This is a genomic window from Arthrobacter sp. P1_B3 (genome assembly GCF_056406615.1).
Genome location: NZ_JBFTZV010000001.1, coordinates 374,629 through 387,886, shown reverse-complemented (window position 1 = coordinate 387,886; position 13,258 = coordinate 374,629). Strand labels below are relative to the sequence as shown.

Genomic DNA, 13,258 nt, shown 5'->3' with positions numbered 1-13,258 from the left:
GTGTTCTCCATCGAATGACGTGTTGTGGCGTGCGGTGTTGAGCAGAAGATGTTGGTCAGAAGGTGTTGCTGAGCTTGCGCGTGACATCGGCGAGGGACTGGTCATCGCCCACGTTGCCGGCGAAAACGATGTAAGGGATGCCCTTGGCCGGGCCGTCCACCGGCTCCCACAGGCTGACAATGCCCGGCAGCATGGGCCCGCGGACAATGGCGTGCCGGATCTCCAGGCCGTGTGCGGCCACGTCCGAGGACGTGATGCCGCCCTTGGCGATCACGAAGCGGGGCGGGAAGGTCTTGAGCGTGCGGTTCACCACGGCGACGACCGCGGCGGAGACGGTGCGGGCGATCCGCAGGCTTTCGGCGGCGTCGGCGGTCTTGATCAGGAGCCGGCTGGTGTGGACGATCACGTCGCCGCCGCGGAGGGCCGTGACAACCGTGTCGACGGTTTCGTCCAGGTACTCCCGCGCGCTCTCGCCGAGCAGTTTTTCGACGTCGATCTCCACGATCCGGGCCGCGCTGTGCTGCTCGGTGAGGGCGTTGAGCTGGCGGGTGGTGACGCCGACGTGCGAGCCGACGACGATCAGGCCGCCGGCAACCGAGGGGGTGTTGCCCGCATAGGCTTCTTCGCCGCTGAGTTCGGTGCGGATTTCCTGTCCGATCCGTGCCCGGACGAACGGCGGGCCCACACGGTAGAGGAGCTTCTTGCCGCGGCGTTCTGCTTCTTCCAGGCCCAGGGACAGGGCGCGCAGATCATTTTCGGTGACGATGTCTGCCACGATCGGGGTGGAGTCCGTGGCGGCGTCGATGGCGTCGGCGATGGCCTTGGCGGAGATGTTCGGATCGGTGGAGGCCCGGATGATGTCCAGATCCAGCACGATCACCGAATCCGCGGGGAACCGGCCGTTCGATTTCTCCTCAACGTACTTGGCCATCTCCGAATTCGCGAAGCCGAAGCTGGCGTCCCGGGCGAATTCGGTCTCGGCCACGGGGGTGAGCTGTCCGGCGTCCTCGCCGGTGCCGCGGGTGAAGTGCACGCCGCCGATCGTCACGCGGCCGGCGTCGGGGAACGCGGGAACGATCACGACGCCGTCCGTCGTCTCGCCGTTGACGGCGGTGACAGTGGCGGCGATGACGTCGGGTTCGAGCGGGTAGTGGCCGCGGAGCGTGGAATCGCTGCGGCTGACAAAGCTGAGCCGCAGCGCGGGGTCCGCGGATGCGGCGGCCGCGAGGGCATTCCGGACGATTTCCTCATTGCGGGCGGCCGCCTCGGCAGGGTCAAGGCTGCGCGTGTTGGTCAGCACGTAGACCGCGCGCTGGCGCTGGCCGTTGACTTCGTAGCCGAACGCCCAGGCGAAGTCCGCCACGTCCCAGCGGGTGAGGACCGGCAGGTTCGACACGGACTGGGTGCCGGTGGGGTCGTCGTCGAGCACTACCAGGACGCGGGGAGATGCCTCGGACGAGGCAGCCACGCTGTCTGCCACTAGCCGGGCGGGGATCTGTACTTCCGCGGGGAAGGCGGCCAGCACGTCTGCTTCGAGGGGCACTATGCACTCCATTGTGTGGGGATCAATCGGTGGAAACCTGCGGCTCTACGGGAGCCACAGAATTGAGTAAATGTAAGATGTCAGACATTTTATTTCTGGGTGTTAGTGTGGCATATGGCACAACGACGCGCAAGTAGACTTGGCCATCAGGAGCACGCCATCAGGCAAAGCCGGGTCGCTGGACGGGGAGAATTGGCTAGGAAATCGCTGGTCGGCGTTGTGGCCGACGAACTGCTGGACCGGATCATTGCCGGCGAGTTTCCGCCCGGCGCGAGCGTCCCCGGCGAACTTGAGCTCAGCTCCCGCCACGAAGTCAGCCGAATGACCGTGCGCGAAGCCATGAAGACCCTTGAAGCCCAGCGGATTCTCAGCGTGGAGCGGGGCCGCGGCACGTTCGTGAACCCGGTCAACCGCTGGGGCTCCCTGGACGCTGTGCTGCGGGCGGCCTCGGAGGGCGAGAACGACGCCTCAGCCGCCATTCAGCTCATTGAGCTGCGCCGGATGCTGGAGACGGGCGCCTGCGAACTGGCCGCCGGGCGGATGGCGGATACGGACATCGAGGCCCTGCGCGCGCAGGTCGAAAAGATGCGGCTCGCGCATGAGAACAACGATCTTCCGGCGTTCGTCGAGGCGGACCTCGCCTTCCACGACCTCATCCTGCAGGCCTCGGAAAACGTGTTCGTCGCCGTGTTGTTCGAACCCTTGCACCGCGTGCTGGAAAAGCGGCGGACGGAAACGTCCAAGGTGCCCCAGATCCAGGAGCATGCCATCGGGCACCACCAGAACATCGCGGATGCGCTGGCCTCACGCGACCCGCACCGCGCCCGTGACGCCATGGACGCCCATATGCAGCAGACCCTCGACGACCTGAAGACGTTCGTGCTGGCCGAGGGGACCGCCTGACGCGAAACCGCGCTTCGCCGGATGCCCGGCTCAGGCGAGCGAGAGGAAGAGCTTCTCGAGCTCGGCCCGGTCCAGAGTGGGGTCGTCCTGCTGCATGCAGCGCTGCAGACCCGTGGCGATGATGGAGAATCCCGCCTTGTCCAGGGCGCTCGAGACGGCGGCCAGCTGCGTCACGACGCTCTTGCAGTCACGGCCCTCCTCGATCATCCTGGTGACTGCCGCGAGCTGTCCCTGGGCGCGGCGAAGCCGGTTGATGACAGGCTTCATGTCGGTGGGATCGAGTTCCATTGGTTCCTCCGGTTCGATGCGTCGGGCTTCACATCATACCCCCCTGAGTATTTTGGCCGCCTGGCGGCCGAGGGGCGCGGTGCGGGCGCGGACGCCTCCAGGATGCCTCGCTAGGGGCATAAGTACCTAGCGCGGCATGGAATATCGGCGTAATGCTGGTGATGTGAACGCCGCCAGGTTCCTTGAACCGGACGCCGGCCATACCGGCGTCAATATCCCCGCCGCGGGGCCGTGGCATTCAGGGGATCAGAGCTCCGCACAAGGGCATTCCGGCATCCGGCGTTCGCGGCCCTGGAGCCGGTACGTCGCCTTGGGGGATTCGTTTACGGCTGGCGTCGGCGACCCGGAACCGCTGAGCCCCGGCGGCATGCGGGGGTGGGCCGACCGCATTGCCGAGGAACTCGGTGAGGGCCGCGGCGAGTTCGGGTACGCAAACCTTGCCATTAGCGGACTGGTCCTGCGCGAAATTCTCGACCAGCAGCTCGGACCGGCCCTGAGCCTTAAGCCGGACCTTGTCACCCTCTCAGCCGGCGGGAACGATCTCGTGTTCCATCGCGGCGATCCGGACCGGATGGCCGCCGCGCTCGACGACGCCGTGGCGGCACTCTCGGCCACCGGGGCCACGGTGGTCCTGTTCACCGGCCCGGACTGGGGCGAGACGGCCGTGTTCGGACACATCCGGGGGAAGGTCGCGGTATTCAATGAACATATCCGCGTCATCGCCGCCCGGCACGATGTCGTTATCGCTGATCTGTGGGCATTGCGGCAACTGAGCGATCCGCGGATGTGGGACCCGGACCGCCTGCACTTTTCGCCGCTGGGGCACCACACCATTGCGGCCATGGTCCTGGACACGCTCAGCGTGCCACACCGCCTGCGGCCGCTGGAGCCCAAGCCCATGCCGCCGGGCAACTGGCGGGAAGCCCGGACCGGTGACCTGGCCTGGGTGGCGCACTACATGCTGCCCTGGGTGGTGAGCCGGATCAGGCCGCGGGCGGACGCCCTGCCGCGGCAGGCCAAACGCCCGCTGCCGGGTCCGCCTCCCGGGGTTCCCGACTCCGGGCACAAACCCCTAGTCCGGCCGGGTTCAGTCGGCTAGTCTGCAGGAACGGCCCACAGCCGGGAATCGATGGCGATCACGAGGAGCGAAGTTGTCTAATCACACTTACAGCATTTCTGAAATTGTCGGAACCTCGAACGAGGGCGTCGATGCGGCCGTCCGGAACGGCATCGCCGAGGCCGCCAAGACCCTCCGAAACCTTGACTGGTTCGAAGTCAAGGAGATCCGCGGCCACCTTGAAAACGGGCAGGTCGCCGACTGGCAGGTCACCATCAAGCTCGGGTTCCGCCTGGAGCGCTGAGCCCAGCCTCCGGAGCGGCGGCGGCACGCGCTGGCACGCCTTCGGAGAAACCCCGCAACACGTCAGGGCAGAGGAGGTCAGGACGGAGAGGAACGCTTCATGCGCTACACGCATCTTGGCCGCTCCGGCCTGACGGTCTCGCGCCTGTGCCTGGGGACCATGAACTTTGGCCCGCAGACCGAGGAGACCCAGGCCTTCGCCATCCTGGACACCGCCCAGGCCGCCGGCATCAATTTCGTCGATACCGCCAACGTGTACGGCGGCTCGAGCCACCGCGGGTGGACGGAGGAAATACTCGGCCGCTGGTTCGCCCAAGGTGGCGAGCGCCGTGAACGCACGGTGCTCGCCACCAAACTGTTCGGCACCATGACGGACCGGCCCAACGAGTCCAAGCTCTCGGCCCTGCACATCCGGCGGGCGCTCGATGCCAGCCTGAAACGGCTGCACACGGACTACATCGATCTCTACCAGTTCCATCATGTGGACCGGAACACGCCCTGGGAGGAGATCTGGCAGGCTATCGAGGTCGCCGTCCAGCAGGGCAAGATCCTGTACTCCGGCAGCAGCAACTTCGCCGGATGGCACATCGCCCGCGCCCAGGAAACCGCCGCCCGCCGGAATTACTACGGGCTGGTCAGCGAACAGTCGATCTACAACCTGCTGACCCGGGGCGTGGAACTGGAAGTCATCCCTGCCGCCCAGCAGTACGGACTGGGGATCCTGCCATGGTCGCCGCTGCACGGTGGCCTGCTGGGCGGAGTGCTGAAGAATGAGGCCGACGGCGTCCGCCGCATCGCGGGCCGCGCCCTCGATGCGCTCAAGTCGCACCAGAAACAGATCCGGCGATACGAGGACTTCGCCGCCGAACTGGGTCAGGACCCGGCGGACGTGGCCCTGGCGTGGCTGCTCCACCAGCCGGCAGTCACCGCTCCGATCATCGGCCCGCGTACCCTCGATCAACTCGAAGGCTCCATCAGGGCGCACAAGCTGAAGCTCGACGCCGACGCACTCAAGCGCCTTGACGAGATTTTCCCTGGCCACCGCACGGCCCCCGAAGACTACGCATGGTAGGCGTCGGGCATCCCAGCGAACAACTGGACTACCGAACAACTGAACGACGCCCGAACAACGCCCGCACACGGCATGAACTTCCGTGAATCGTCCGGCCACAGTTGGCTGTTTTGGCACCCCGCCGCTCAAACCCACGACAGGCCGGGTGGCTCTTTGATACTAAGCATGATTAGTATTGAGGCAGAAGGATGAAGCGCACCCGGCGATCCGGGTGCCTCCTCTATGAAAGAAGAAGGAACGAAAAAATGGGTTTTCTCGCATTTCTGATTCTGGGCCTCATCGCCGGAGCAATCGCTAAGGCCATCCTCCCGGGCCGTCAGGGCGGTGGCATTATCATCACCCTGATCCTCGGCGTCGTCGGCGCCCTCCTGGGCGGATTCATCGGCAGCGCACTGTTCGGCGTGGGCATCAATGAGTTCTTCTCGCTGTCGACCTGGCTGCTGGCCATCGGCGGTGCGATCATCGTCCTGCTCGTTTACGGCATGATCAGCAAGCGCTCAGCCCGCTAACACGGAGACTGACCGGAAACCGGTCCCGGGATATTCCCGGGGCCGGTTTTTTGCACTACTTTGACAGGGAAGGTGGCCTGCGGACCGCTTGAGTCGGCCCCGCCACCCCTGTTCAGAAACGTCTACTTTTCACCTACGTCAGGGAGCAGGAGTACAGCATGAAAGGCAAACTTCTTTTCGGCATCGGAGTGGCAGCAGGATATGTCCTGGGATCCAGGTCCGGCCGCGCCGCCTATGACCAGCTCAAAGCCCGGAGTGCAGAACTGTGGCGCAGCAAGCCCGTCCAGGACAAGGTGGCCGCGGCCACCGAAACGCTCAAGGACAAAGCCCCCGAGGTCTCCGAGCAGCTCGGCGAGGCCGCCCGCCGCGCGGGTACTGTCATCAGCTCCGCCGTTCACCGCGATGCCGGACACGGGAGCACCTCCGCGCCCACGCAGGGCACAGCCACGCCCGGAACGCCCGTGACTGTGGCCCCTGATGTCCATTCCGACCCGGCGCTCACCGATCAGCACGGCCAGGACTGGTCGGACGAGGGCGGCGCCACCCCGGCGGGTCCGGCCACCAGTGTGGGCGGGGACAAGCTGCCCTAGGCGTTCCCGGCAGGGACCGCCTGAGCCTCCCTCGGGCAGCTACCGCCCGCCGGAACGCACCAGCGCGCCGGCCACCACCGTCGCCCCCAGCTCCTCCGAGCGCAGAACGCGGGCCGCCAGCCCGTGCCCGCGAAATATTCCGGCCGTCTGTGCGGCCTGCCGGCGGCTGGTCTCTATCAGCACATGGCCGCCGGGCACCAGCCACTCCCGCGCGCCGGCGGCGACCCGCCGCTGTACCTCCAGCCCGTCGGCGCCGCCGTCGAGGCAGGCCCGCGGCTCATGCACGCGCGCCTCCTGTGGCATGGTTTCAATGTCCGCCGAGGGAACATAGGGGGCATTGACGGCCAACAACCGGACGCGCCCCCGAAGTCCAGCGGGGAGCGGAGCATAGAGATCGCCTTCGTGGACCTCCCCGCCCAGTGGCAGGACGTTGGTGCGTGCACATGCCACGGCCGTGGGGTCGATATCCGCGCAGTGGAGTTCGGCGGGGCCGGCCAGCGCGGCAAGCGCCGCGCCGACAGCACCGGATCCGCAGCAGAGATCGACGACGACGGGCGCCGCGCGGCCAGGACCGGGCACTATGCGCCAGGTGCCCAGCAGCGCGGCGGCCTGCCGGACGAGGAATTCCGTCCGGCGCCGCGGCACGAAGACTCCGGTATCGACCGCGATGCGGAATCCGCAGAACTCCGCCCAGCCGAGAATGTGTTCCAGGGGCAGGCCGGCAACCCTCCGGCTGGCCATCGCCTCGAGTGCCTCCGGCGTCGGGGCTGCGTCGATCAGCAGGCGGGCTTCGTCTTCGGCAAACACGCAGCCGGATGCACGGAGCCTGGCCGTGAGGGTCTCGTGCGGGGAAAGATGGCGGATTGCTGGCATGGGAGCGCCTTTCGGTCGGGTGTCAGACGCCCTCACCGTGAGCTGGCCGCAGCCGGCGCTGGGAGGGCACCCTTTCTGGACTTGCGTGAACGGGACCCACCTCCTTTTGCTGCAGTTGCTCGGACTCCCCCATGCTACCGAAGGCGCAGGTTCCCAGGTGATTGGGCCCGCGGTGATTGCTGCTGCGGTTCGTGACGTTTGTTTGGGACGGTTGTTTGCTGGGGTGCCGCACCTTGGCCGGGCGGCTGGCAGGATGTCAGCATGGACTCCATCCCTGCACACGGCCTCATCTGGACCGGCTCCTACACGGCAGACTCTGGCGGCAGCGGCGCGGGGATCGGCGCGGTTGCCACGGCGGCCGACGGCACCCTGCACTGGCTCGGTGTCGCAGCGGCGGCCGACTCTCCGTCCTTCCTGGCGGTACACCCCTCACTTGAAGTGGTCTACGCCGTGGCCGAGCAGGCCAGGACTGTCCGGGCCTACCGCCGGGACGGCGCGTTTGGCCTGGAGCCCGCGGGCCCCGCATGGCCGGCCGGTGAGGCGGCCTGCCATGTCGCCGTCGAGCCCTCCGGCAGGTTCCTCGTGGTGTGCTGCTGGGGCGACGGCCAGGTGTTGTTCTATGGGCTCGACGCCGACGGCGGGATCACGGCCCGGACCGCCGCGACGGAATCACGCGACCCCTACGGTGACGCTCCCGACGGCAGTGCCCCCGAACAACAAAAGCGGCCAAGCCGCGCCCACGCCGCGCTCATGCTGGCCGACGGCCGGGTGATGACCACCGATCTAGGCCACGACCTCCTGCGGATCTGGAAGGTCCGCCCCGGGCCGGGGCTGGCTTTGGGACCGGTCCTGGACCATGAGGTGGTCCTGCCGCGGGGCAGCGGCCCCAGGCACCTGGTCCAGCACCCGGGCGGCAACGTCTTTGTGGTGACCGAGTATTCAATTGACGTTGCCGTGGCCGGGCTGTCGCCGGAGTCCGGGGCCTTCCGGCTCGGTTTCGTCGGGTCCGCCACCGCCGGCGGGGCGCTGCCGGGAGATTCGGCGGCCGAGATCGCGCTGGCGGCCGACGGCAGGCACGCCTACGTGGGCGTCCGTGGCTCGAACCGGGTCAGTGTGCTGGAGGTGGGGGCCGGAGGCGCGGCGCTGCGTCCGGTGGCCGATGTCCCCAGCGGCGGCAACTGGCCCCGGCACCACCTGGTCCGCAATGGCCTGCTGCACGTCGCCCACGAACGCTCCGGCGACGTCGTGACGTTTCCCCTGGACGCGGAATCAGGGCTGCCGGAAAGTCCCGCGGACCGGCTCCCTGTGGCCTCCCCTACCGCGCTGGTGCCGGCCCGGCCCTCAACGCGAGATTGAGGGACTGACGCCCGCGTGATCCTGTTCGAGACCGTTCGGCTGGAAACCACCGTTCAGCTGGAAATCACCGTTCGGCTGGAAATCACCGTCCAGCTGGAAACCGCAGGGGCAGCGCCACACAGCCGGGAGGGCCAAGGAAGGGTCGGCTGGCCCGAACGAGTAGGAGGACATGGCGCCCGGCTCCGGCGAGCGCCACTGCATGGGTGCGCCGCAGTGCAGCGGGGCCCAGGGCGAGGGAACCGTTGCCGGGTTCCCGGCAAGGGTTGCGGATTCAGCCACGTCGCCTACTCTCGTCTGATGTCGAAAATCAAGTAGTAAGCATACATATGAATAGTTAAACGAGCTAGTTGCGCCGCTCGTCGCCAATGGCCGCGCCCATCCGGCGCAGAAACGTAATGACCACCCAGGCGTCCTCGGCGCTCATGGACTCGGCCACCTCCATTATCCGCCGGTGCATGTGGCCGAGCATGGCGCGGACTTCGGAATCCGTCTCCACCGTAGGCACGATCACGAGCGAGCGCCGGTCGGTCGGGTGCGGCTCGCGCCGGACATGCCCGCTGGCCACCAGCCGGTCGATCAGCGACGTCGTGGAAGCGGTGGTGATGCCCAGGACGCGGCTGAGGTCCTTCGGCCCCACCCGTTCGCCGGTCGCCTTGGCCCGCAGCAGGTAGCGCAGGGCCAGCAGGTCCGTCTCGCCCATCCCCATCGAATCGCGGGTGGACCGCCTGGTCGCCACCTCCGAGATCCGATAGTCGCGGAGAGCCTGCAGGATGGCCGCAGGGGGGTCCAGGCTGCCATCGGGGCCATACCAATATCCGGAGGCGCCGTGGGAGTCCATCCGCCAAGCCTAGCGGAACTGGTAAGTAGCCTGCCGTGCAATCCAGGCCGACGGCGGGCACAAAAAACCCCGGCCTCCTGTTGCCAGGAAACCGGGGATTTTTCCACTCTTCGCTAAAGAGTGGGCCCTGTGGGGATCGAACCCACGACCCACGGATTAAAAGTCCGATGCTCTACCAACTGAGCTAAAGGCCCCAGCCGATAGCTCCGAACCAGCGGATAAATCCGCTGCTGCGGCGCGTTTCAGCCCAGTCCATTTCTGGACGTTAACACTGTACCCCAGACCTGGGCCGGCTTTTTTCACATTGCCCGGACCGGCGTCGTCGTCGGTCCGGGCGTCACCGGCAGCAGCGCCGGCCCATCCTCGATTCCCTTGCGGCACTGGAGTAGCGTGGGGGCATGAGCGAGCAAGCAGGATCAAGCGCCCCCGCCCCGCGGCACCACAAGCCGAAACCCTTCGCGCCGATCGACTTTGAGCCCTTCGCCGGCGGGGCCGATCCCGCCCGAGTCTCGGAGGCGGCCCATCTGGCCGCGCAGGCGCTGGTGCGCCGCGGCCGCGACAGTGACGATCCCAAAGTCACCAAGCGGCTCGTGAAGCTTGCCGATGAGCAGGGCCTGGAAGCGATCGCCGAAATGTGGGCCGAAAGCCCCGCCCGGTCCCTCCCCGGCGCGCTCTGGCGCCTGTACGCCCTGCGGGCCGCCACCATCCAGGATCCCGAGCGGATCTCCGTCTACTTCAAGGCGGGCAAGGACACGGCCCAGGTTTCGCATGTGGTGGCCGGCGCCGCCGAACCGCCCGGCGCGGATGAGATGAAGTCCATGGCGGACGCCATTCTCTCCGGGGCGTTCGACGGCGAATTCGACGTCGCACTGGAACGTTCTGCCGCATTCTGCCGCGTGGTGGCCCTGGGCCAGGCGACGCTTGCCGACAACGCCGAGCACAGCAACGAGAACCACGCCAGCAAGCTCACCCGCAACTCGCATCTTCTGGTCAAGACGGCCGAAGACCTCGAGCACGCCGCCAATGCGTGGCGGCTCGGCGAACTGGACTGAAGGGCCAGCCGGCCGGGCGGCGGGCACCCGGCCGCCGGGCCCGCACCACCGGCGGCCACGCACGGCAGGGGCAGGCTGTCAATGTTGACTTGCAAGAACCTACGTAGAAAACTGAAAGCGGTGCCGAACCGCGAAACCCCCGGGCTTCAACATTTAGCCGCCTAGAGCGGCCTACCGCCGAGAGGCGTATCCGGTTCGGCACCATTTTCATGTCCTTTTTAGCTGCCCTATTAGCGGCCGTTTGAGCTGCCCTTTTAGATGCGTTCCTGCCTGCGCCGTCATATGCCGCGTCCCGCCGGTCCGGGCCCAACACGGACGGTAAGGTAATGCGTATGCGCTGGTCTCCGTCAAGTCACACGGCCGGCCGACTCCACCCGCGAGCCCCTCTTCGGAAGACCGGTGACACCACGTGAAGCTGCGCCTGTTCCCGCAAGAGTCCGCCGGACTGAACCTGCTCTCCCAGATGGCGCGCCAGATCGTGCTGGCGGCTGGCACACTCTCGGAGATCCTCGGCGCCCCGGCCAGTGAGCATGCCCGGCTCGTGGAAGACATGCACAACCATGAGGCCAAATCGGCGGAACTGCACTTTGCCCTCCTGACCCACATGCGGACCAGCTTCGTAAACCCGCTGCCCCGCGAGGACATGTACACGCTGTCCCGCTTCCTCAACGAGGCCATGGAGAAGCTCGACGCCGCCGCCGAGCTCGTGTCCCTCTACAAGCTCGAACGGCTGCCCAAACGCGCCGCGGACCAGCTGGAAATCATCAGCCGCCAGGCCGAACTCACGGTCGAGGCCATGCGGCAGCTGAACAATCTGGACGACCTTGAGGACTACTGGATCGAGATCCTGCGCCTGGCCAAACGTGCCGAACGCACTCACCGGGTCTGGGTCGCGGACATGCTCCACGAGATGAAGGCGATGCAGTACGCGCGCAACCGCGATGTCGCGAACCAGCTCGTGGAAGTCACGAAGGACATGCGCCGGATCGCCACGCAGGTGGGCAGCATCATCGTCAAGGAATCCTGACGTGGTGATGTTCTTCCTTGCCCTGGTGCTGCTCAGCGCCGGGGTCTTCGCATTTCTCAACGGCTTCAGGGATGCGTCCTCGTCGGTGGCCCTGGCCGTGCGGACGCGGGCGCTGACTCCAACAGTGGCGGTGCTGCTGGCAAGCCTGTTCAACTTCATCGGCGCCAGTCTCAGCGCCGCCCTGACGCTGGCCGTGAGCCAGGCGTGGCTGTCACTGCCGCCGGGCACGAACGGCCTGACGATCCTCCTGGCCGGGCTGCTCAGCGCTATCTTTTGGGGCCTGTACTTGTGGTGGCGCGGCATCCCGGCGTCCTCCACGCACGCCCTGGTCGGCGGGCTCGCCGGGGCGGGGGTCGCGAGCGTCGCCGTCGGCGGTAACCCCGTGACGGGCGTTGACGCCTCGCTCCTGTCCCAGGTGGTGATCCCGCTGCTGGTCTCACCGGTGATCGCATATGTCGGGTCGTTCCTGCTGGTCTGGCCTGCCGGCTGGGCCGGCCGTTACACGCCGCCCAACGTCGTCAACACCCGCTCCCGGCGGGCCCAGGCCATCGCTGCCGGCGCCGTCGCCTTCGGCCACGGGCTGCAGGACGGCCAGCGCACCAGCGCGGTGGTGATCCTGGCGCTGCTCGCGGCCGGGCTCTCCGACGGCRGATCCGTGCCCGTCTGGGTGGCCCTGCTGACGGCCGTCATGATGGCTGCCGGGACCCTGGCAGGGGGCTGGCGGATTTCGTACACCATCGGCTACCGGCTGACCCGGATCGACCCCCTGCGCGGCTTTGTCGCGCAAATGTTCAGCACGGTAATGCTGCTCGTGGGCGCGATCGGGCTGCACTGGCCCGTCTCCACCTCGCACACGGTGACGGCGGCAACCCTCGGCGCCGGCGCCAACCAGAATTTCCCGGACACCAACCGCCGGCTGGTGATCCGCATCCTGGCGTTCTGGGTCCTGACCCCGATTGCCACCGCCGGCGCCGCGTTCGTCCTTCAGCTGGCGCTCTCGCCGGTGGCCCGCCTGTAAGGGCCTCGCCGGTTATCCGAAGCGGCCGGAGACGTAGTCCTCGGTGGCCTTCTCGGTCGGGTTGCTGAAGATCGTCGGGGTGTCGCCGAACTCGATCAGCTTGCCCGGCTTGCCGGTACCGGCAATGTTGAAGAAGGCCGTCTTGTCCGACACGCGGGCAGCCTGCTGCATGTTGTGGGTCACGATCACCACCGTGTACTGGTCCTTGAGCTCGTTGATGAGGTCCTCAATGGCCAGCGTCGAGATCGGGTCCAAGGCGGAGCAGGGCTCGTCCATGAGGATCACCTGGGGCTCCACGGCTATAGCGCGGGCAATGCACAGGCGCTGCTGCTGGCCACCGGAGAGTCCGGAGCCGGGCTTGCCCAGACGGTCCTTGACCTCGTTCCACAGGTTCGCCCCTTGCAGGGAGCGCTCCACCAGGACATCGGCCTCGCCCTTGGAGATCTTCGTGTTGTTCAGCTTCACGCCGGCCAGCACGTTGTCCCGGATGGACATGGTGGGGAACGGGTTGGGTCGCTGGAACACCATGCCGATCTGGGAACGGACCGTGACCGGGTCAACGCCGGGCCCGTACAGGTTGTCACCGTCCAGCAGCACCTCGCCCTCAACCCTCGCACCGGGGATGACCTCGTGCATGCGGTTCAGGGTGCGCAGGAAGGTGGACTTGCCGCAGCCCGAGGGGCCGATGAAGGCAGTGACGGATTTGGCCTCGATGTTGATGTTGACGTCTTCGACGGCCAGGAATTTGCTGTAGTAGACGTTCAGGTCCTTGACGTCGATGCGCTTAGACATGGTGTTCCTTCACTTGCTGGAGGTATGGGCGGCGGGC

The 13,258-nt window shown here is 67.0% G+C and carries 16 protein-coding genes and 1 tRNA gene; 10 read left to right on the top strand and 7 right to left on the bottom strand.

Going from position 1 to position 13,258, the window contains the following annotated elements:
- Positions 1-55: 55 nt before the first annotated feature.
- Complete coding sequence (locus AC1D2F_RS01830; RefSeq protein ID WP_364746912.1) at positions 56-1,543, bottom strand: four-carbon acid sugar kinase family protein; 1,488 nt, start codon at positions 1,541-1,543, stop codon at positions 56-58.
- Between the two features lie 192 nt (positions 1,544-1,735).
- Here AC1D2F_RS01830 and AC1D2F_RS01825 point away from each other — a divergent pair, with 192 nt between their 5' ends.
- Complete coding sequence (locus AC1D2F_RS01825) at positions 1,736-2,446, top strand: FadR/GntR family transcriptional regulator (protein WP_229995103.1); 711 nt, start codon at positions 1,736-1,738, stop codon at positions 2,444-2,446.
- 30 nt (positions 2,447-2,476) lie between these two features.
- Here the strand turns inward: AC1D2F_RS01825 and AC1D2F_RS01820 are convergent, their stop codons facing one another.
- Entirely contained in the window at positions 2,477-2,734 is a 258-nt protein-coding gene (locus AC1D2F_RS01820) for a metal-sensitive transcriptional regulator (RefSeq protein ID WP_229995104.1), read from the bottom strand.
- Positions 2,735-2,897: 163 nt separating this feature from the next.
- On the opposite strand from AC1D2F_RS01820, the gene AC1D2F_RS01815 reads away from it, so the two are divergent.
- From AC1D2F_RS01815 to AC1D2F_RS01795, 5 genes are all read left to right on the top strand, one after another.
- Positions 2,898-3,833 (top strand): SGNH/GDSL hydrolase family protein, encoded by a 936-nt coding sequence (locus tag AC1D2F_RS01815; protein WP_476966060.1) that lies wholly within the window; start codon positions 2,898-2,900, stop codon positions 3,831-3,833.
- Between the two features lie 52 nt (positions 3,834-3,885).
- The gene (locus tag AC1D2F_RS01810; RefSeq protein ID WP_011690139.1) at positions 3,886-4,095 is read left to right on the top strand and encodes a dodecin; all 210 of its coding nucleotides are present in this window, start codon (positions 3,886-3,888) and stop codon (positions 4,093-4,095) included.
- A gap of 99 nt (positions 4,096-4,194) precedes the next feature.
- Complete coding sequence (locus tag AC1D2F_RS01805) at positions 4,195-5,166, top strand: aldo/keto reductase (RefSeq protein WP_476966059.1); 972 nt, start codon at positions 4,195-4,197, stop codon at positions 5,164-5,166.
- Between the two features lie 245 nt (positions 5,167-5,411).
- Entirely contained in the window at positions 5,412-5,675 is a 264-nt protein-coding gene (locus AC1D2F_RS01800; RefSeq protein WP_018774889.1) for a GlsB/YeaQ/YmgE family stress response membrane protein, read from the top strand.
- A gap of 158 nt (positions 5,676-5,833) precedes the next feature.
- The gene (locus tag AC1D2F_RS01795) at positions 5,834-6,265 is read left to right on the top strand and encodes a YtxH domain-containing protein (protein ID WP_229995107.1); all 432 of its coding nucleotides are present in this window, start codon (positions 5,834-5,836) and stop codon (positions 6,263-6,265) included.
- 39 nt (positions 6,266-6,304) lie between these two features.
- Here the strand turns inward: AC1D2F_RS01795 and AC1D2F_RS01790 are convergent, their stop codons facing one another.
- A complete protein-coding gene (locus tag AC1D2F_RS01790; RefSeq protein ID WP_476966058.1) occupies positions 6,305-7,138 on the bottom strand; it encodes a putative protein N(5)-glutamine methyltransferase in 834 nt (277 codons plus the stop codon).
- A 261-nt stretch (positions 7,139-7,399) separates the two neighbouring features.
- Between AC1D2F_RS01790 and AC1D2F_RS01785 the strand changes: the two genes are divergently transcribed.
- Complete coding sequence (locus AC1D2F_RS01785) at positions 7,400-8,494, top strand: lactonase family protein (protein WP_229995109.1); 1,095 nt, start codon at positions 7,400-7,402, stop codon at positions 8,492-8,494.
- Here the strand turns inward: AC1D2F_RS01785 and AC1D2F_RS01780 are convergent.
- The 3 genes from AC1D2F_RS01780 to AC1D2F_RS01770 form a co-directional block, all read right to left on the bottom strand.
- On the bottom strand, positions 8,480-8,773 hold the full coding sequence (locus AC1D2F_RS01780) for a hypothetical protein (RefSeq protein WP_476966057.1): 294 nt from the start codon (positions 8,771-8,773) through the stop codon (positions 8,480-8,482). The genes AC1D2F_RS01785 and AC1D2F_RS01780 overlap by 15 nt on opposite strands.
- A 64-nt stretch (positions 8,774-8,837) precedes the next feature.
- A complete protein-coding gene (locus tag AC1D2F_RS01775; RefSeq protein WP_229995111.1) occupies positions 8,838-9,332 on the bottom strand; it encodes a MarR family winged helix-turn-helix transcriptional regulator in 495 nt (164 codons plus the stop codon).
- Positions 9,333-9,453: 121 nt separating this feature from the next.
- A tRNA-Lys gene (locus tag AC1D2F_RS01770) sits at positions 9,454-9,526 on the bottom strand.
- A gap of 204 nt (positions 9,527-9,730) precedes the next feature.
- Between AC1D2F_RS01770 and AC1D2F_RS01765 the strand changes: the two genes are divergently transcribed.
- The 3 genes from AC1D2F_RS01765 (at position 9,731) to AC1D2F_RS01755 (ending at position 12,429) form a co-directional block, all read left to right on the top strand.
- Positions 9,731-10,384 carry a hypothetical protein gene (locus AC1D2F_RS01765; protein ID WP_229995112.1) on the top strand — a complete coding sequence of 218 codons (654 nt, stop codon included), beginning with the start codon at positions 9,731-9,733 and terminating at the stop codon, positions 10,382-10,384.
- Positions 10,385-10,793: 409 nt separating this feature from the next.
- Positions 10,794-11,411: a DUF47 domain-containing protein gene (locus AC1D2F_RS01760; RefSeq protein ID WP_229995113.1), complete on the top strand. Its 618-nt coding sequence runs from the start codon at positions 10,794-10,796 to the stop codon at positions 11,409-11,411.
- A gap of 7 nt (positions 11,412-11,418) precedes the next feature.
- Entirely contained in the window at positions 11,419-12,429 is a 1,011-nt protein-coding gene (locus tag AC1D2F_RS01755; protein ID WP_476966102.1) for an inorganic phosphate transporter, read from the top strand.
- Between the two features lie 12 nt (positions 12,430-12,441).
- Here the strand turns inward: AC1D2F_RS01755 and pstB are convergent, their stop codons facing one another.
- Positions 12,442-13,221 (bottom strand): phosphate ABC transporter ATP-binding protein PstB, encoded by a 780-nt coding sequence (gene pstB / locus AC1D2F_RS01750; protein ID WP_229995114.1) that lies wholly within the window; start codon positions 13,219-13,221, stop codon positions 12,442-12,444.
- Positions 13,222-13,258: the final 37 nt, after the last annotated feature.